19 protein-coding genes are annotated in these 18,208 nt (G+C 60.5%); 11 read left to right on the top strand and 8 right to left on the bottom strand.

Annotated elements, in window-relative coordinates:
• Nucleotides 1–181 precede the first annotated feature (181 nt).
• Entirely contained in the window at nt 182–1,345 is a 1,164-nt protein-coding gene (locus FHT87_RS28720) for a M20 aminoacylase family protein (protein ID WP_183806032.1), read from the bottom strand.
• Nucleotides 1,346–1,500: 155 nt separating this feature from the next.
• Between FHT87_RS28720 and FHT87_RS28715 the strand changes: the two genes are divergently transcribed.
• Entirely contained in the window at nt 1,501–2,634 is a 1,134-nt protein-coding gene (locus FHT87_RS28715) for a D-alanyl-D-alanine carboxypeptidase family protein (protein ID WP_183806030.1), read from the top strand.
• A gap of 9 nt (nt 2,635–2,643) precedes the next feature.
• The gene (locus FHT87_RS28710; RefSeq protein WP_183806029.1) at nt 2,644–3,789 is read left to right on the top strand and encodes a GTP-binding protein; all 1,146 of its coding nucleotides are present in this window, start codon (nt 2,644–2,646) and stop codon (nt 3,787–3,789) included.
• 3 nt (nt 3,790–3,792) lie between these two features.
• Here the strand turns inward: FHT87_RS28710 and FHT87_RS28705 are convergent, their stop codons facing one another.
• The 5 genes from FHT87_RS28705 to FHT87_RS28685 form a co-directional block, all read right to left on the bottom strand.
• Nucleotides 3,793–4,017 (bottom strand): sulfurtransferase TusA family protein, encoded by a 225-nt coding sequence (locus tag FHT87_RS28705; RefSeq protein ID WP_183734317.1) that lies wholly within the window; start codon nt 4,015–4,017, stop codon nt 3,793–3,795.
• A gap of 5 nt (nt 4,018–4,022) precedes the next feature.
• The gene (locus tag FHT87_RS28700; RefSeq protein WP_183806027.1) at nt 4,023–5,249 is read right to left on the bottom strand and encodes a murein L,D-transpeptidase family protein; all 1,227 of its coding nucleotides are present in this window, start codon (nt 5,247–5,249) and stop codon (nt 4,023–4,025) included.
• A gap of 193 nt (nt 5,250–5,442) precedes the next feature.
• Complete coding sequence (locus FHT87_RS28695) at nt 5,443–6,396, bottom strand: acetyl-CoA carboxylase carboxyltransferase subunit alpha (RefSeq protein WP_183734315.1); 954 nt, start codon at nt 6,394–6,396, stop codon at nt 5,443–5,445.
• A 62-nt stretch (nt 6,397–6,458) separates the two neighbouring features.
• Nucleotides 6,459–7,412: a site-specific tyrosine recombinase XerD gene (xerD, locus tag FHT87_RS28690; RefSeq protein ID WP_183806026.1), complete on the bottom strand. Its 954-nt coding sequence runs from the start codon at nt 7,410–7,412 to the stop codon at nt 6,459–6,461.
• A 4-nt stretch (nt 7,413–7,416) separates the two neighbouring features.
• Nucleotides 7,417–7,593 carry a hypothetical protein gene (locus FHT87_RS28685; RefSeq protein WP_007822234.1) on the bottom strand — a complete coding sequence of 59 codons (177 nt, stop codon included), beginning with the start codon at nt 7,591–7,593 and terminating at the stop codon, nt 7,417–7,419.
• Nucleotides 7,594–7,741: 148 nt separating this feature from the next.
• Between FHT87_RS28685 and FHT87_RS28680 the strand changes: the two genes are divergently transcribed.
• Genes FHT87_RS28680 through FHT87_RS28665 form a run of 4 tightly spaced genes read left to right on the top strand, consistent with a single transcriptional unit; the run spans nt 7,742 to nt 11,307 of the window.
• Complete coding sequence (locus tag FHT87_RS28680) at nt 7,742–8,332, top strand: shikimate kinase (protein WP_183806025.1); 591 nt, start codon at nt 7,742–7,744, stop codon at nt 8,330–8,332.
• Nucleotides 8,329–9,459 (top strand): 3-dehydroquinate synthase, encoded by a 1,131-nt coding sequence (aroB, locus tag FHT87_RS28675; protein WP_183806024.1) that lies wholly within the window; start codon nt 8,329–8,331, stop codon nt 9,457–9,459. Before FHT87_RS28680 ends, aroB begins: the two co-directional genes overlap by 4 nt.
• Nucleotides 9,459–10,769: an HlyC/CorC family transporter gene (locus FHT87_RS28670; protein WP_183734310.1), complete on the top strand. Its 1,311-nt coding sequence runs from the start codon at nt 9,459–9,461 to the stop codon at nt 10,767–10,769. Before aroB ends, FHT87_RS28670 begins: the two co-directional genes overlap by 1 nt.
• Before the next feature lie 58 nt (nt 10,770–10,827).
• Nucleotides 10,828–11,307 carry a DUF2938 domain-containing protein gene (locus tag FHT87_RS28665; protein WP_183806023.1) on the top strand — a complete coding sequence of 160 codons (480 nt, stop codon included), beginning with the start codon at nt 10,828–10,830 and terminating at the stop codon, nt 11,305–11,307.
• 61 nt (nt 11,308–11,368) lie between these two features.
• On the opposite strand, the gene FHT87_RS28660 is transcribed toward FHT87_RS28665, so the two are convergent.
• Nucleotides 11,369–11,650: a BolA family protein gene (locus FHT87_RS28660; protein ID WP_183734308.1), complete on the bottom strand. Its 282-nt coding sequence runs from the start codon at nt 11,648–11,650 to the stop codon at nt 11,369–11,371.
• A 105-nt stretch (nt 11,651–11,755) separates the two neighbouring features.
• Here FHT87_RS28660 and FHT87_RS28655 point away from each other — a divergent pair, with 105 nt between their 5' ends.
• The 5 genes from FHT87_RS28655 to FHT87_RS28635 all read left to right on the top strand — a co-directional run bounded on the left by FHT87_RS28655 (nt 11,756) and on the right by FHT87_RS28635 (nt 17,256).
• A complete protein-coding gene (locus FHT87_RS28655; protein ID WP_007822228.1) occupies nt 11,756–12,376 on the top strand; it encodes a J domain-containing protein in 621 nt (206 codons plus the stop codon).
• A gap of 311 nt (nt 12,377–12,687) precedes the next feature.
• Nucleotides 12,688–13,680 (top strand): cobaltochelatase subunit CobS, encoded by a 993-nt coding sequence (cobS, locus tag FHT87_RS28650; protein ID WP_183806022.1) that lies wholly within the window; start codon nt 12,688–12,690, stop codon nt 13,678–13,680.
• Between the two features lie 12 nt (nt 13,681–13,692).
• On the top strand, nt 13,693–15,594 hold the full coding sequence (gene cobT / locus FHT87_RS28645) for a cobaltochelatase subunit CobT (RefSeq protein ID WP_183806021.1): 1,902 nt from the start codon (nt 13,693–13,695) through the stop codon (nt 15,592–15,594).
• 23 nt (nt 15,595–15,617) lie between these two features.
• Complete coding sequence (locus tag FHT87_RS28640) at nt 15,618–16,616, top strand: esterase-like activity of phytase family protein (RefSeq protein WP_183806020.1); 999 nt, start codon at nt 15,618–15,620, stop codon at nt 16,614–16,616.
• 76 nt (nt 16,617–16,692) lie between these two features.
• Nucleotides 16,693–17,256 (top strand): AAA family ATPase, encoded by a 564-nt coding sequence (locus FHT87_RS28635; protein WP_183806136.1) that lies wholly within the window; start codon nt 16,693–16,695, stop codon nt 17,254–17,256.
• 192 nt (nt 17,257–17,448) lie between these two features.
• Here the strand turns inward: FHT87_RS28635 and FHT87_RS28630 are convergent, their stop codons facing one another.
• Nucleotides 17,449–18,084, bottom strand: coding sequence for a VUT family protein (locus FHT87_RS28630; protein ID WP_183806019.1), 636 nt, complete (start codon nt 18,082–18,084; stop codon nt 17,449–17,451).
• Nucleotides 18,085–18,208: the final 124 nt, after the last annotated feature.

Below are 18,208 nucleotides of genomic sequence, written 5' to 3'. Positions count from 1 at the left end.
GTTGACGGTACGCGTACCGACTGTCAAGCTTTTGTTTTTGCTATAAGAATGCCATCCGGTACGATCGGTATGCTTATAAAAGCGCTCTATCCTGCTGAGCTACGGGACCACTCGGATGCCATGCATACAAAAGGCTTGGCGCGAAGCCAAGCCTTTTCGGTATATCCAATGTCGTTTCGTTTCAGGCGCCGAGACGTTGTTCGGCAAGGCGGACCCAATAGGAAATGCCGTGGGCGATTGCCTCATCGTTGAAGTCGTAGGCGGGGTTATGCAGACCGGCGGTATCGCCGTTGCCGATGAAGATGAAGGCACCGGGGCGGGCGTTCAGCATGTAGGAGAAATCTTCGCCGCCCATCATCGGGTCGACTTCGGAATTGACGTTGGCTTCGCCGGCAATGTCGCTGGCGACAGCAACGGCATGTTCCGTCTCGTCGGCATGGTTGAAGGTGACGGGATAGTTGCGATGGAAATTGATGTCGGCTTCGGCACCATGGGCAGCGCAGATGCCTTCGACGACCTGGCGCAGGCGTGCTTCGGCCTGGGCGCGCACGTCTTCGTCCAGCGTGCGGATCGTGCCGGCGATGGTTGCGTCATTGGGGATGACGTTATGGGCGAAACCGGCGTTGAACTTGGTGACGGAGACCACGACCGAGCGAAGCGGATCGACGCTGCGTGAGGCGATCATCTGCAGGTTCGTGACGATCTGGGCGCCTGTCGCGATCGGGTCGATCGTGCGGTGCGGCTGCGCGGCATGGCCGCCGCGGCCTTTAATGGTGACGGTGAACTCGTCGGTCGCCGCCATGATGGGGCCTTTGCGGGTGGCGAACTGGCCGACAGGCAGGCCCGGCAGATTGTGCATGCCGTAGACCTCTTCGATGCCGAAGCGCTCCATCATGCCGTCCTTGACCATCAGATTGCCGCCACCGCCGCCTTCTTCGGCCGGCTGGAAGATGACAGCGACATTGCCGTTGAAGTTGCGGGTTTCCGCAAGATATTTTGCTGCGCCGAGCAGCATGGCGGTGTGGCCATCATGGCCGCAGGCATGCATTTTGCCAGGTGTTTTCGAGGCCCAGGGCTTGCCGGTGATTTCGGTAAGCGGCAGAGCGTCCATATCGGCGCGCAGGCCAACCGTGCGGCTGCCTTCACCCTTGCCCTTAATGAGGCCGACGACGCCGGTGCGGCCGATGCCGGTGACGATTTCGTCGACGCCGAATTCCTTAAGCTTTTCAGCAACGAAGGCGGCCGTATTTTCGACTGCGAAGAGAAGTTCCGGCCGCGCATGGATGTGGCGGCGCCACTCTGCGACTTCGTCCTGAAGTTCGGCGGCTCTATTCAGAATCGGCATTCTTGGCTTCCTGTGAATGAAATGCGTGGGGCCTGTCTGAAGCATCACAAGGGCGTGATGCCTTGGAAATAACTTAGTCAATGACCTTTGCCATGTCATAGCCATATAGGGTAAATAGGGGAAGGTTTCGAGATAATTCCCTGAAGGACGAGCACTTGTCGACGCGCCACGATCGTTTGTTCGCCGCTTTGCGGCCCTTTTCTTTTATAGCGACAGCAACAGCGGTTCTTGTCTCGTCCGCTACACTTGCCGAGGCCAACCCGCATATTCTCGTCGACGTGCAGACCGGCCGCGTGCTGGAGCATGAGGAAGCTTTCCGCAAGTGGTATCCGGCTTCGCTGACCAAGCTGATGACCGTGTATACGGTGTTCGATGCGATCCGCTCCGGCCAGATCAATCTCGACACACCCGTCGTCATGAGCAAGCGGGCCGCGTCCGCGCCGCCGGCCAAGATGGGCTTCAAGGCGGGTCAGAAATTCACGCTCGACAGCGCGTTGAAGATCCTGATGGTGAAGTCGGCCAATGACATCGCCGTTGCCGTTGCGGAAGCGGTCGGCGGCACTCAGGAAGCTTTTGTCGTGCGCATGAATTCCGAGGCGGCGAAGCTTGGCATGTCGGATTCGCATTTCGTCAATCCGAACGGCCTGCCGGGCAACGGCCAGTATACGACGGCCCGCGACCTTGCGATCCTGACGGTGGCGCTGCGCCGCGACTTCCCGCAATATGCCGGCTATTTCTCGCTGGAAGGCTTTACGAACGGCAAGCAGAACGTCCCGAATATCAACATGCTCATCGGCCGCTTTGCCGGTGCTGACGGCATGAAGACCGGCTTCATCTGCGCGTCAGGCTTCAATCAGATCGGTTCTGCGACGCGCAACGGCCGGACGCTGGTTTCCGTCGTTCTCGGCACCGACAGCCTGGCGGCCCGCGCCGATGCTACCGCCAACCTGCTGCAGAAGGGCTTCACCGCGCAGTTTGCAGCAAATGATACGCTGGGCTCGCTGAAGCCTTACGGTCCCGGACAGGACCAGGTGAACGACATCACGGCCGATATCTGCAGCGCCAAGGGCGCCAAGATACGCAGCGAGACGCGCGACGAAGTTGGCCGCATGAAGGTGCAGTCGCCCTATATCCACGAGATGGATCACGAGCCGCAATTCGTGTTTGCCGGCCTCATTCCGGGCCAGGATCCGCAGCCGGTCGCCCAGAACGACAAGTCTGCCAAGGGCGATGCGGTCGAAGTGCTCGCCAATGTACCGGTTCCGCTCCCGCGGCCGAAATCCTTCTGAGGAAACATCATGAGCACGTTCAGCGACAAGATCCCGGTCACCATCCTGACCGGCTTCCTCGGTGCCGGTAAATCGACGCTCCTGAACCGCATCCTCAAAGATCCTGCCATGAAGGATGCGGCCGTCATCATCAATGAATTCGGCGATGTCGGCATCGACCATCTGCTGGTCGAAAGCTCCGGTGATTCCATCATCGAGCTCTCCGATGGCTGCCTCTGCTGCACTGTGCGCGGCGAACTGGTCGATACGCTGGCGAACCTCATGGATGCTGTGCAGACGGGCCGTGTGAAGCCTGTCAGGCGCGTGGTCATCGAAACGACCGGCCTTGCCGATCCGGCTCCCGTCATGCTGGCGATCATGGGTAATCCAATCATTGCGCAGAATTTCGAGCTCGACGGCGTCGTGACCGTCATCGATGCCGTGAACGGTCTACAGACGCTCGACAATTACGAGGAGGCGCGCAAGCAGGCGGCTGTCGCCGACCGGTTGATTGTCTCAAAGAAGAGCATAGCAGGCGATACGGATGCGCTGATGGCGCGTTTGCGGGGCCTCAATCCGCGTGCATCCCTCATGGATGCTGACAGCGAGGAAGCTGGCACGGCACATGTGCTCATCAACGGGCTTTACGACCCCGCGACGAAGATCGCCGACGTCCGCCGCTGGCTGCATGATGAGGATGAGCATGAGGGGCATCATCATCCCCATGACCATGATCACGGTCATCACCACCACCATCATGGCCACGAGCATCAGGACCCGCACGACGTCAATCGTCACGATGCGTCGATCCGTTCCTTCTCGATCATCGAGGAGAAGGCGATCGATCCGATGGCGCTCGAAATGTTCATCGATCTCCTGCGTTCAGCGCATGGGGAAAAGCTTCTGCGCATGAAGGCGATCATTGCCACCTCAGACCGGCCGGAGCGCCCGCTGGTGCTGCATGGCGTTCAGAGCATCTTCCACCCGCCGGTGCGGCTTGCCGCCTGGCCGGATCCTGAGGACCGGCGCACGCGCATGGTGCTGATCACCAAGGATCTGCCGGAGGCTTTCGTGAAAGATCTCTTCGATGCCTTCCTCGGCAAGCCGCGGATCGATACGCCCGATCGGGCTGCGCTCAGTGATAACCCGCTCGCCATTCCTGGAATGCGGATCTAACGATCAACGCTTGCGGATCAGGAAACGGTGGCCGCGCTCGGTCTTTTCCGTGCTGACAAGCTCGTGGCCATCTTCATTGCAGAAATGCGGGATGTCGATGGCGGCAAGCGGATCGCTGGTGTCGACGAGGATCATTGCACCGCTCGGCATGGCCGTCAGCTTCTTGCGCGTCTTGATGACGGGGAGCGGGCATTTCAGCCCGCGCAGATCGTAGAGAATGGCGTCCAAGCCGATCAGTTCCTGGCCCAGAACTTCCAGAACGGCTTCTTGGTGGCGTCGGCGGTTTCCTGCGGCGCGGGCTCGGGCGCGGCATAGGCCAGCGGGTTCTGCATCGGCACCGGAATATTGGCCGGCAGCGCTGCAGCGACGGTCGTGGCTTGAGCCTGCGTCGTCGGTGTCGCAGTCGCTGCGGTCTTGGCAGCAACGCTCTTCGCGGCCTGATTGGCCATCATGTCTTCGAGTTCGGCAACCTTGACCATGCGGCCGGCTTCCAGCGACGTGCCGGTTGGAGCATAGGCGAGTTCACGGCCCTTGCGCAGCTTGGCGACGACAGCCTTACGCTCGGCTTCGGTTGGGTCGTACCAGGCAAGGCCGTCATATTTTTTCAGGGCCGTCTGGTATTCGGCATCATAGGTCTTACCGTAGGAAGCGAGAGCGGCCGTCAGCGCCGGCGGCGTCGACATGGCCGGGCACGCGCCGGCCGGATTGAAGCTGCCGCCATCGGTGGCCTGCTGGTTGAAGACGTATTTCTTCTCGCAGACATTCACTTCCGGCGGGCGCTTGGTGACTTCGAAATTGTCGTAGCCGACCTTCAGCATCTTCCAGAAATCATAGTTCGTATCGAGACGGTGCTTGACCATGTTCTCGGCGGTCATGCGGAAGGGAAAGGCCTGAAGCTGCACGCTTTCCTGGCCGCCCTTGAAGGCGTCACGGGCAAAGGCGTAGATTTCCAGAACCTGCTGGTCGGTCATCGAATAGCAGCCCGACGACGAGCAGGCGCCGTGGATCATCAGGTCGCTGCCGGTGCGACCGTTGACGGCATCATAGCGGTTCGGAAAACCGGTATTGATCGCCAGGTAATATTTGGAATTGGGATTCAGGTTGGCGCGGCTGAGGTTGTAGAAGCCTTCCGGCGCCTGCCGGTCGCCGGTCTTGACCTTCGGGCCGAGCTTGCCGGACCAGGCGCAGATCTTGTAGCCGGCGATCTTCTCAAACCGATTGTCCCTCTTTGCCTTCCAGACTTCCAGCGCACCTTCTTCCTTGAAGATGCGGATCATGATCGGCGAGTTGCGGTCCATGCCCTTGGCCGACATGTCGGCAAGAATACGGGCGGGAAGCGGCTGCTCCACCTTGTTCTTGACGGTTGAAAGGTCGATGCCTTGAGCCGATTCCAATGCATCATTGCAGCCGGTCAGAGCCAGCGCCATGAGCGAAACATAGGCAAAATGACGTATGCGCATTCAATCAGCCCATCAATAATGCGACCCAACCCGCTTACAGAAACCGGGCGTAGCGCGGAATCATAGGCGGCTTATACTTGATAAATCCTTACCAGCCTATGATTTGCGCGGACGTCTCCTGCAAGCGCAATGTTACAGATAACATTATTGTGGCCAAGATTTGGCCCCAATCGGCTGTGCCGGCTTGTGGAACTTACAGATTGCGGCCCATTGCGAGGAATTTCTGGCGGCGGTCGTTGCGCAGCTGTTCGCCGGAGCGGGAAGCCATTTCGGCAAGTGCATTGGAGATCATATCGCCGGTGGCGGCGATGACGCTGTCGGGATCGCGGTGGGCGCCGCCAAGCGGTTCGGGGATGATGCCGTCGATGATACCGAGCGCCTTCAGGTCCTCGGCCGTGATCTTCATGTTGGTCGCAGCTTCCTTGGCGCGGGTGGAATCGCGCCAGAGGATCGAGGCGGCACCTTCCGGCGAGATGACGCTGTAGATCGAATGTTCGAGCATATAGACGCGGTTGCCGGTGGCAATCGCGATCGCACCGCCCGAGCCGCCTTCGCCGATGACGATGGAGATCAGCGGCACCTTCACGCCGAGGCACATCTCGGTCGAACGGGCGATGGCTTCGGCCTGACCGCGCTCTTCTGCGCCGACGCCCGGATAGGCACCTGCAGTATCGACGAGGGTGATGACCGGAAGTTGGAAGCGATCCGCCATTTCGAGGATGCGGATCGCCTTGCGGTAACCTTCGGGACGGGCACTGCCGAAATTGTGCTTCAGGCGGCTCTTGGTGTCGTTGCCCTTCTCCTGACCGATGACTGCGACCGGCTGGCCGCGGAAGCGGGCTAGACCAGCCTGGATGGCGGCATCCTCCGAAAACTTGCGGTCGCCGGCAAGCGGCGTGAATTCCTGGAAAAGCGTCTTGGCATAATCGACGAAATGCGGACGCTGCGGATGGCGGGCGACCTGCGTCTTCTGCCAGGCGTTGAGCTTCGAATAGATCTCGACGATCGCCTCACGGACGCGGACCTCGAGCCTGCCGACCTCGTCGGAGGTGTCGATGCTTTCGTCTTCCGTTGCCAGCTTCTTAAGCTCGATGATCTTACCTTCGAGGTCTGAGATCGGCTTTTCGAAGTCGAGATAGTTGTGCATGAGGTGCGTTTCCGTTCCTTGTGCGCGGGACAGTTTCCTGGTTCCGCCCCTTGTCGCCGGTCCTATTCGTGCTTTTTCGCCTGTTTTGCAAGGGGGTGGTGCGTATGGACGAGTTGCTGGAGCCGTTCTTCCAGAACATGCGTATAGATTTGTGTCGTCGAAATGTCCTGATGGCCGAGGAGTTCCTGCACCACGCGCAGGTCTGCGCCATTGGCCAGGAGATGGCTGGCGAAAGCGTGACGCATGACGTGCGGCGAAATCATCGACGGTGCGAGGCCGGCTCGAATTGCCAGATTCTTGAGATCGCGCGCGAAGACCTGTCGCGGCAAGTAACCTTCCTTAGAGGCGGCCGGAAAGAGCCAGGGGCTGTCCTGAGGTTCTTTCGACGCTGCGTTTTCCAGTGCCAGCATGCGGCCGTAGGACTTCAGTGCGGCGATTGCCGATTGCGAGAGTGGAACAAGACGCTCTTTGTTTCCCTTGCCCCGGATCATCAGGAAGCGGCCTTCCTGGTCGAGAACGCGGGCAGGAAGCGAGACGAGTTCGCTGACGCGCATGCCGGTCGCATACAGCAATTCCAGCAGCGCCAGCATGCGCAGGCGATGAAGCTGGCCGGGTGCTGTGTCGGCAGCTTCCGTCTCCGCCTGGGACAGCAGTTTCGTTACTTCCTCGACGCCCATCGTCTTCGGAAGTGCCCGGCCTTTCTTCGGCGCGTCGAGAATGCCGGTCGGGTCGTCAGTGCGCAGGCCCTCGGCGTAGAGGAATTTGTAGAACTGTCGCATGGCGGCAAGCCGGCGGGCCTGCGAGGAGGGCTTGAAGCCCTGCGCGGACAGCGAGGCCAGATAGGCACCGAGATCGCCCGATGCCGCCTCCGTCAGGCGGATGCTGCGGCCGTGCAGGAAAGAACGAAGGTCGTCCAGATCGCGCTCGTAGGATTGCAACGTGTTGACCGCGGCGCCGCGCTCGGCACTCATCATTTCCAGGAATGATTCCACGTGGACGCGGCCGAGATCCTTCATCGCGTCACTTTTTCGTGGTGTTGATCGTGCCGGTCGAGGGCGGGTTCACTCGCTCGGAAGGAATGCGGATCGTGACGTCCCGCTCCTGAGGCTCGACGAAGGTGACGAGCGCCCACATCGCCCCATAGATCAGTCCGGCGATGACCGCCAGGACGGACAGGAAACGGATCAGGCTCGGCATCCGGCTACTCCTTAGAACTCTGCTTCTGTTATAGGAAGCATGTTTGCAAGTGCAAGAAGCGGCAGTGAGACCATGATTCCCTTGCCCGCGACTTGACGCTACACCCGCATTTGTCGATACCGTTTGCAAACAAAGTGTGAATGGACCGATGAGTGAACCCCCAGTTTCCGTTGCAGACAGCCTGAGAGACAGAGCTCGCGCCGCGCTCGGTTCACGCAATCTGATCCTCGTCGGCCTTATGGGAGCCGGAAAATCCTCGGTCGGGCGCCTCGTCGCGCAACAACTCGGCGTTCCCTTCATCGACAGCGATATCGAGATCGAGCGCGTCTCGCGCATGACGATCACGGAGCTTTTCGCGGCCTATGGAGAGGAAGAGTTCCGGGCGCTCGAAGCGCGGGTGATGAAGCGTCTGCTGAAGGGCGGTCCGCGCGTTGTCTCCACCGGCGGCGGCGCCTTCATCAACGCCCGCACGCGCAAGCATATCAAGAAGGGTGGCCTGTCTGTCTGGCTGAAGGCCGATCTCGATGTGCTCTGGGACCGGGTCAACAAGCGCGATACACGTCCGCTGCTGAAGACCGAAAACCCGAAGCAGACGCTCGAAAATCTGATGAATGCCCGCTACCCCGTTTATGCCGAGGCCGATCTCACGGTGCTTTCGCGCGACGTGCGCAAGGAAGTCATGGCCGATGAAGTGCTGAGAGCCGTGGTCGAGGCCCACAAGGAAAGTGCAGTATCATGAACGCGATCACTCCCGCTTCCGTCGTCCGCAAGGTGCATGTGCCGCTCGGCGATCGAGCCTATGATATCATGATCGGGCCGGGGCTGATCGCCAGCGCGGGCGGCGAGATCGCTTCGCGGCTCAAGGGCCGCAAGGCGGCCATTATCACTGACGAGCATGTGGCGCCGCTTTATCTCGACGCTTTGAAGGCGAGTCTCGATGCCGCCGGCATCGCCTCAGCTGATGTCGTGCTGCCGGCCGGCGAGAAGACCAAGAGCTTCGAGCATCTGGTCAATGTCTGCGACAAGATTCTGGAAGCCCGCGTCGAACGGAATGACTATGTCATCGCGCTTGGTGGCGGTGTCATCGGCGACCTCTCGGGGTTTGCGGCCGGCATCGTCAGGCGCGGCGTGCGCTTCGTACAGGTACCGACCTCGCTGCTCGCCCAAGTGGATTCGTCGGTCGGCGGCAAGACCGGCATCAACAGCCGCCATGGCAAAAACCTCATCGGTGTCTTCCATCAGCCGGATCTCGTGCTCGCCGATACGGATGTCCTGAACTCCCTGAGTAAGCGCGAATTCCGCGCCGGTTATGCGGAGGTTGCCAAGTATGGCCTGATCGACAAGCCGGATTTCTTCGCCTGGCTGGAGAAGAACTGGCAGGCTGTGTTTGCCGGCGGCTCGGCGCGTATCGAGGCGATTGCGGTGAGCTGCCAGGCCAAGGCGGATGTCGTGGTTGCCGACGAGCGGGAAAACGGCCAGCGGGCGCTGCTCAATCTCGGCCATACGTTCGGCCATGCGCTGGAGGCTGCGACCGCCTATGACAGCAGCCGTCTGGTTCATGGTGAAGGCGTTTCGATCGGCATGGTGCTGGCGCATGAGTTTTCAGCGCGCATGAACCTTGCGAGCCCTGACGATGCCCGCCGCGTTGAGGCGCATCTGAAGGCGGTCGGCCTGCCGACACGCATGGCGGAAATTCCAGGCGCTCTGCCGCCGGCGGAGGTGCTGATGGATGCGATCGCACAGGACAAGAAGGTCAAGGGCGGCAAGCTCACCTTTATTCTCATGCGCGGCATCGGCCAGTCCTTCGTTGCCGATGACGTGCCGGCTTCCGAAGTGATCAGCTTTCTCAAGGAAAAACATCCCTGATGTCAGTCGAGGGTACCCTGGCGTTTTTATCGGTCTACTGGCCGGAGATCATTTCGATCGTGGCCCTGGTGTTGATGTCTGCGTTCTTTTCGGGATCCGAAACCGCGCTGACTGCCGTTTCGAGAAGCCGGATCCACACGCTGGAAGCCAATGGCGATGAGCGCGCCGGTCTCGTCAGAACCCTCATCGAGCGTCGCGACCGGCTGATTGGTGCGCTGCTGATCGGCAACAATCTCGCCAACATCCTGTCGTCGTCACTGGCGACAAGCGTATTTCTGGGGATCTTCGGCAATTCCGGCGTGGCGCTGGCAACGCTTGCCATGACCGTTATCCTTGTCATCTTCGCGGAGGTTCTGCCGAAGAGCTGGGCGATCTCGACGCCGGAGCGTTTTGCGCTCAATGTTGCAATACCGACGCGGCTCTTCGTCGCCGTGGTCGGTCCGCTCTCTTCGTTCGTCAACACGATCGTGCGTCAGATCCTCGGCCTCTTCGGGATCAACCTGTCGCGCGAAGTCTCGATGCTGTCGGCTCATGAGGAGTTGCGCGGCGCCGTCGATCTGCTGCATCGCGAGGGTTCGGTCGTGAAGGCCGACCGTGACCGTCTCGGCGGCGTGCTCGATCTCGGCGAACTCGAGCTTTCCGACATCATGGTCCACCGCATGGCGATGCGGGCGATCAATGCCGATGATCCGCCGGAATCCGTGGTCCGGGCGATCCTCGAAAGTCCCTATACGCGCATGCCGCTGTGGCGCGGTACGATCGACAACATCATCGGTGTCGTACACGCGAAAGATCTGCTCAGGGCGCTCGCCGAGCCGAACATGGAGCCGCAGCAGCTCGATATCGTGAAGATCGCCCAGAAACCCTGGTTCGTGCCCGACAGCACCAATCTCGAGGACCAGCTCAATGCCTTCCTGCGCCGCAAGCAGCATTTCGCCGTGGTCGTCGATGAATATGGCGAGGTGCAGGGCATCGTGACGCTCGAGGATATTCTCGAAGAAATCGTCGGCGATATCTCCGACGAGCACGATATCGATATGCAGGGTGTGCGCCAGGAGGCAGACGGCTCGATCGTCGTCGATGGTGGCGTACCGATCCGCGATCTCAACCGCGCACTGGACTGGAACCTGCCGGACGAAGAGGCGACGACGATCGCGGGCCTCGTCATCCATGAATCGATGACTATTCCCGAAGAGCGGCAGGCCTTCACCTTCTATGGCAAGCGCTTCGTCGTCATGAAGCGGGAGAAGAATCGCATTACCAAGATTCGCATCCGCCCCGCCGAGGAAGACGAGGCCAAACCCGCCTAACCAAGATTTCCGTTATCGGCGGCATTTCCGTGCGCCGGCTTATCCTACAGGATCTGACATGTTCGACATTCTCTGGCGATCCGTCGCCATCGGCATCGGGGCGACCGTCCTCATGGATATCTGGGCGATCCTGCTCGCAAAGCTTGGCGTGACGCCGTCGCCGAACTGGGCGCCAGCCGGCCGCTGGTTCTGGCACCTCGGTAAGGGCAAGGTCTTTCACGACGGTATCGCTGATGCCGAGCCCTATGCCAGCGAGCTGGCGCTCGGTTGGATCGGCCACTACGCGGTCGGAATCCTCTACGGCATTCTGCTGGCGATCTTCGTCGGTCCGGCCTGGTTTGCAGCGCCGACTTTCCTGCCGGCCTGGATCCTCGGCATCGTCACCGTCGGTGCGGGCTGGTTCCTGATGCAGCCGGGTCTCGGGCTTGGCTGGGCGGCTTCGAAGACGCCCAACCCCACGAAGGTCCGGGTGCTCAATCTGCTCGCTCATACTGTCTTTGGTTTCGGGCTTTACGCGACAGCGCTTATTATCCGTTAGAGCAATTCACGCAAAAGTGCACGGCGGTTTTGCGTCCGGAATTGCGTGAAAAGTAGGTTTTCTACCAGCGCGTCGGTTCGCCCGGCGCAGCCGGCTCGACGGCCAATGCGTGAAGCCCGGCATCCAGCTCTGGCTTCAAGAGGTCGGTGATCGCCCTGTGTCGTTGCAGCCGAGACATGCCGACGAATTTTGCAGAAACGATGCGAATGCGCATATGCGTCTCGCCGGTGCCCGTGATGCCCGGCTGGTGGCCGGCGTGCAGATGGCTCTCGTTGATGACGGACAGGCGTTCGGGTGCAAAGGTCGCCTTGAGCTTCTCTTCGATGCTGGTCTGGAGTGTCATCAACGGATCTTCTGAGTTCACGAAAAAGGTTCCCACCAAGCCAGCAACATTCCCGTTTGTCAATTCTTGTTGTCATCAATCAGCAGCCCCATAATTAGCGCCGCCATGAGACTTGATTCCAAATATTTCGATCGCATCCGAACGCGCCGCAGGCGAGAGCAGGAGCCCGAACAGGCGCCTCCAAGCTGTCAGTGGGACGGCTGCGACAAAAAAGGCACGCATCGCGCTCCTGTGGGACGCAATGCGGAAGGCCAGTTCTTTTTATTCTGTTTCGAGCACGTCAAGGACTACAACAAGGGATACAATTATTTCTCCGGCCTCTCGGACGGCGAAATCGCGCGCTACCAGAAGGAGGCGATAACAGGTCATCGCCCCACCTGGACGGTCGGCGTCAACAAGGATGCCAAGAACAGCCCGCTGCATGCCGAAGTTCGCTCCGGCGCCTATTCGCGCGTGCGTGACCCATTCGGTTTCGTGAAGGAAGGTGGCGGCAAGGGCAGTGGCCCGCGTTTCCCGCAGGCCCGCAAGCTGAAATCGCTGGAGGCCAAGGCTTTCGATACGATGGGACTTGCCGCGAACGCTACCTCTGCGGAGATCAAGAGCAAGTACAAGGAACTGGTCAAGAAGCATCACCCCGATGCGAACGGCGGCGACCGCGGCTCGGAAGAGCGTTTCCGCGCCGTCATCCAGGCCTATCAATTATTGAAGCAGAACGGTTTTTGTTAATTCCCGTCCTTGCTCTTAAACTTCAATCGGGTATGGTCCACATCGGCTGAGGCCGCAGGCAACCGCGGCATATATTTGCGTGTTTTCCCGACATTGCCTCTGCCGACCTTCCGGACGCGGCGTTTCTTGTCTGGGACTCTTTCAAGAATGCTCGCCAGCGGTCATTATCCCGCCGAGGTTTCGTTTCAGTCCCGGAGAAGTATCGCCGACGTTCCGACCCTGGAAGAACGCGGACCAAAGACTGCGGCACCATGGTTGCGCAATGGCTGAGATAGTGTGGCCGGGTGGCCGTCACCCGCCTTGGAGACATGATGAGCAAGATTGACCTTGATATTTCCGAACTGCCCGACACCACCGTTTCGGTCCGGGAGGTCTTCGGCATCGATTCCGACATCCGCGTTCCCGCCTACAGCAAGGGCGACGCCTATGTTCCGGATCTCGACACCGATTATCTTTTCGACCGCGAGACGACGCTCGCGATCCTTGCGGGTTTCGCCCATAACCGACGCGTGATGATCTCCGGCTACCATGGCACGGGCAAGTCTTCGCATATCGAGCAGGTCGCCGCCCGCCTCAACTGGCCGTGCGTGCGCATCAACCTCGACAGCCATGTCAGCCGTATCGATCTCGTCGGCAAGGATGCGATCGTCGTCAAGGACGGGCTGCAGGTCACCGAATTCAAGGATGGGATTCTGCCCTGGGCCTACCAGCACAACGTCGCGCTCGTCTTCGACGAATACGACGCCGGCCGCCCGGATGTGATGTTCGTCATCCAGCGCGTGCTGGAATCGTCCGGCCGCCTGACGCTGCTCGACCAGAGCCGCGTCATCCGTCCTCACCCGGCCTTCCGCCTGTTTGCGACCGCCAACACGATCGGCCTCGGCGATACGACCGGCCTCTATCACGGCACGCAGCAGATCAACCAGGCGCAGATGGACCGCTGGTCGATCGTCTCGACGCTGAATTATCTGCCGCATGATCACGAAGTGAATATCATCGCCGCCAAGGTGAAGAGCTTCGGCAAGGACAAGGAAGGCCGCGATACGGTTTCCAAGATGGTCCGCGTTGCCGATCTGACGCGCGCTTCGTTCATGAACGGTGATCTCTCGACCGTCATGAGCCCGCGTACCGTCATCACCTGGGCCGAGAATGCGGAGATCTTCGGCGATATCGCCTTCGCCTTCCGCGTCACTTTCCTCAACAAGTGCGACGAACTGGAGCGTCCGCTGGTGGCCGAGCACTATCAGCGCGCCTTCGGCGTGGAGTTGAAGGAAAGCGCTGCCAACATCGTGCTGGGGGCTTGAGGCCAGTCGATCATGGCAGCTCGCGGAGACAATTCGAAAGCAAAGCCCGGTGCGCCCGTTGATGTCGAACCGTTGCGCCGGGCAATAACCGGTTCCGTGCGCGCTATCGCTGGTGATGCCGAGGTGGAGGTTACTTTCGCCAACGAGCGTCCGGGCATGACGGGTGAGCGAATCCGCCTGCCGGAGCTTTCCAAGCGTCCGACGGCGCATGAGCTGGCGGTTACCCGCGGCCTTGGCGATTCCATGGCGCTCCGCATCGCCTGCCATGACGAGAAGGTGCATTCCACCATGGCGCCACAGGGATTGGATGCCCGCGTGATCTTCGACGCCGTCGAGCAGGCACGCGTGGAATCGATCGGCGCGTTGCGCATGGAGGGCATGGCCGCGAACCTGCGCTCCATGACCGAGGAGAAATACGCCAAGGCGAATTTCACCGGCATCGAACGGCAGGAAGACGCGCCGATCGGTGAGGCTGTCGCCATGATGGTGCGCGAGAAGCTCACCGGCCAGAAGCCGCCTGCTTCCGCCGGCAAGGTGCTCGATCTCTGGCGTTCCTTTATCCAGGAAAAGGCTGGCAGCGAGCTCGACAATCTCTCCGGCGTCATCAACGACCAGCAGGCCTTCTCGAAGGTCATCCGCAATATGCTCTCGGCCATGGAAATGGCCGAGGAATATGGCGATGACGACAGCGATCCGGACTCCGACGATCAGTCCAACGAGGACAATCAGCCGACGGGCGACGAGCAGAACGAGGACGAGATCGACGAGGATGCCGGCAGCGATGCGGCCCCCGTCGAGGACAGCGAAGTCGCCGACGAGCAGATGGAGGACGGCGAGACCGAAGGCGCCGAGATCTCCGACGACGACATGATGGAAGAAGGCGACGACGATTCCGAGACGCCGGGCGAGACCCGCCGTCCGAACACACCGTTTGCCGATTTCAACGAAAAGGTCGATTACCACATCTATACGGAGGAATTCGACGAGATCATCACGGCCGAAGAGCTGTGCGATGCCGCCGAACTGGAACGCCTGCGCGCTTTCCTCGACAAGCAGCTGGCGCATCTTCAGGGTGCGGTCGGCCGTCTCGCCAACCGCCTGCAGCGCAAGCTGATGGCGCAGCAGAACCGTTCCTGGGATTTCGATCTCGAGGAAGGCTATCTCGATACGGCCCGCCTGCAGCGCATCATCATCGATCCGACGCAACCGCTCTCCTTCAAGATGGAGCGCGATACGCAGTTCCGCGATACGGTCGTGACCCTGCTGATCGATAATTCCGGCTCCATGCGCGGCCGGCCGATCACGGTTGCCGCCACCTGTGCCGATATCCTGGCGCGCACGCTGGAGCGCTGTGGCGTCAAGGTCGAGATCCTCGGCTTCACGACCAAGGCGTGGAAGGGCGGTCAGGCACGCGAAAACTGGCTTGCGAATGGCAAGCCGCAGACGCCGGGCCGGCTCAACGACCTGCGCCACATCATCTACAAGTCGGCCGATGCCCCGTGGCGGCGTGTACGGCCCAATCTCGGCCTGATGATGCGCGAAGGCCTGCTCAAGGAAAATATCGACGGCGAGGCACTGATCTGGGCGCATAACCGCCTGCTTGCCCGCCGTGAGCAGCGTCGTATCCTAATGATGATTTCGGATGGTGCGCCGGTCGACGATTCCACGCTTTCGGTCAATCCGGGCAATTATCTGGAGCGGCACCTGCGCGCCGTGATCGAACAGATCGAGACGCGTTCCCCGGTCGAGCTTCTGGCAATCGGCATCGGCCATGACGTAACGCGTTACTATCGCCGCGCCGTGACGATCGTCGATGCGGACGAGCTTGCCGGCGCCATGACCGAACAGCTTGCCGAACTGTTCGAGGATCATGCCGCACAGCCGCGCGGTGGTCGCCTGCGCCGTGCAGGCTGATACAGTCTCGGGGAAACTTGCGCATGGCGTTTGGAAATCTGTCTCGCGCGGCCCTGGTCGTCCTTGGCCTCGCGACAGGATTGTCTGGCGCTCATGCGGGCGAGCCCGCAAAGATCATCAGCCGGCAGATTTCGGATTTCCACATCGGCCGTAACGAAACCCGCTTCGGCCCTTTGGAATTTATCGGCGGGCTGGAGATGGTGTCGAGCAATTCGCTCTTCGGCTCGCTTTCCTCCATCCGCATGCGGCCTGACGGCAAGGGTTTCCTCGGCGTTCTCGATACCGGGCACTGGCTGACCGGCAACATCGAACGCGACGCCAAGGGCAGGCTGTCGGGCCTTTCGGGCGTCGAGATCACGCCGATGCGGGATCGCATCGGCCGGACCTATGAGGGCAAGGGCCACATGGATGCGGAAGGCCTCGCGTTGGATGGCGACCGGATTCTCGTCTCCTTTGAGCAGGACCATCGCGTCGATGTCTATCCGAACCCCGGTTTTCTCGACTCGCGATCCCTGTCGACGATCGGGATCCTCATTCCCCGCGACGAGATGCGGGCAAACCGCGCGATTGAAGCCGTTGTGGTGGCTCCCGCCTCGAGCCCGCTGAAAGGCGCGCCCGTAATCGTGGCGGAGCGCAGTCTCGACGAAGATGGCAACCGGCTTGCGGCTATTCTGGGCGGGCCGCTGAAGGGGCAGTTCACGGTCGAGAAGGATGGCAGTTTCGATGTGACTGACGGTGCATTTCTGCCGGGTGGCGACCTGCTGCTTCTGGAGCGGCGCTTCAACATGGCCGAAGGTATCGGCATGCGCATTCGCCGCATCAAGGGAGCAGACATCAAGCCCGGCGCCATCGTGAACGGCGAGTTGCTCGTCGAGGGCAACTTCAATTACAATATCGACAATATGGAAGGGTTCGATGCCTTCCAGGCAGCCGATGGCACGACGCATGTCATCCTGGTGTCTGACGACAATCACTCCATCCTGCAGCGCAATCTGATGTTGGAATTCCGGCTCATCGATTGAGCGGCCGTCGAACGGCTGTCATAACTCTGCGCTATCCGGTCCGTCCCTTCGCGGATATCACCCTTTAAGAGAGCGTATCATGCACATCCATATCACGGGAGCCTCGGGCTCCGGCACGTCCACGCTTGGCCTGGCGCTGGCCGAAACGCTTGGCATCCGTCATCTCGATACCGACGATTTCTTCTGGATGCCGACCGATCCGCCCTTTACGACGCAGCGCGAGGTCGGGGCGCGTATCGCGATGCTCAGGCAAGAGGCGCTTCCCGATGCAGACTGGGTGCTTTCCGGCTCGGCGATGAAATGGGGCGGGGAATTCGAGCCGCTTTACGATCTGGTGGTCTTTCTGAGGATCGATCCCATCGTGCGTATGGAGCGTATCCGTAAGCGCGAGGAGGAGCGTTACGGCGACAGGATCAGGCTTGGTGGTGACATGGCGGTGAAAAGTCGCGAATTCATGGAATGGGCAGAGAGCTATGATACGGCGGGACCGGAACGTCGAAGTCTCGTCGGGCATGAAGCGTGGCTGAAGACGCTGACAAGGCCGATCTTGTGGCTCGATTCATCACGGCCTGTCGGAGAACTCGTTGCGGAGGTGCTGAGCCATCCGGCGGTCATTGCAAGGCGCCCGCACGCGTCGTGAGATCTGCAGTTCGCGTCGCCATTGGGTTGGTGCGGGCTGGTTGCAGCAAGGTCTGCAGCCAGCCCGTCCAGCATTCATGATCAGAGCGTTTTCCTGGGTCGCTCGACCAGAAATGATCTCCATCCAAAGCGAGAAGAAGCAAGGGTGGGGAACGCGAAGATTACGATCCGAGGGCGGATTGCGGGACGGTATTTACCGTGCCGCAGCGGATTGCATCGGGCGCAGCACGTTCATGAGCGCGCCATAGGGCATCAGCATCACCAGGCCGACAAGCATCTTTACCGCGAAATCGCCGAGTGCCCAGGAGATCCAGCGCGGAGCTTCCGTCGAGAGGACGCCGAAGATCGGCGCGTTTTCCAGCGCGAAAGGTTCGTTCGGGCCGAGGAAGACGAAGAAGGCGGCGAAAGATAACGAGAAGAACATCACCGTATCCAGCGCCGAGCCGATCAGCGAGCCGACGAGCGGTGCGCGCCACCAGGCCTGACGGCGCAGGCGATTGAAGACAGCGATATCGAGAAGCTGGCCGGCGAGATAGGCCGAGCCGGAGGCGATCGCGATACGCGGAACCGAGGTGAAGAAGGAAAGGGCGACACCGACGACAAAACCGGCGAAAACCACCTTGCGCGCAGCCTGCGGGCCGAACTGGCGGTTCGTCAGGTCGGTGATCAGGAAGGCGATCGGATAGGAAAAGGCGCCCCAGGTGAGAATGTCGGCGAGATCGATGCCGGCGACCGTCGCCTTCAGCGGAAACTGGACGAGGAAGTTGGAGGCGACGACGACGAGCGTCATCAAGGCGACATAGGCAAACGTATAGCGGGTCTTCAGCATTTTTTTATCCTGGGTGATGCCACCAGTTCGAGTGAGATTTCGGGCTGGGACTAGGGCCAGCCTGATAAAGCAAAAGGCTTGTCCGGATATTATCCGTGCAAGCCTTTCGAAGCTTTTGGAAGAC

The sequence above is a fragment of the Rhizobium sp. BK316 genome (assembly GCF_014193695.1).
Taxonomy (GTDB): domain Bacteria; phylum Pseudomonadota; class Alphaproteobacteria; order Rhizobiales; family Rhizobiaceae; genus Rhizobium.
This window is presented reverse-complemented; position numbering and strand designations above follow the sequence as displayed.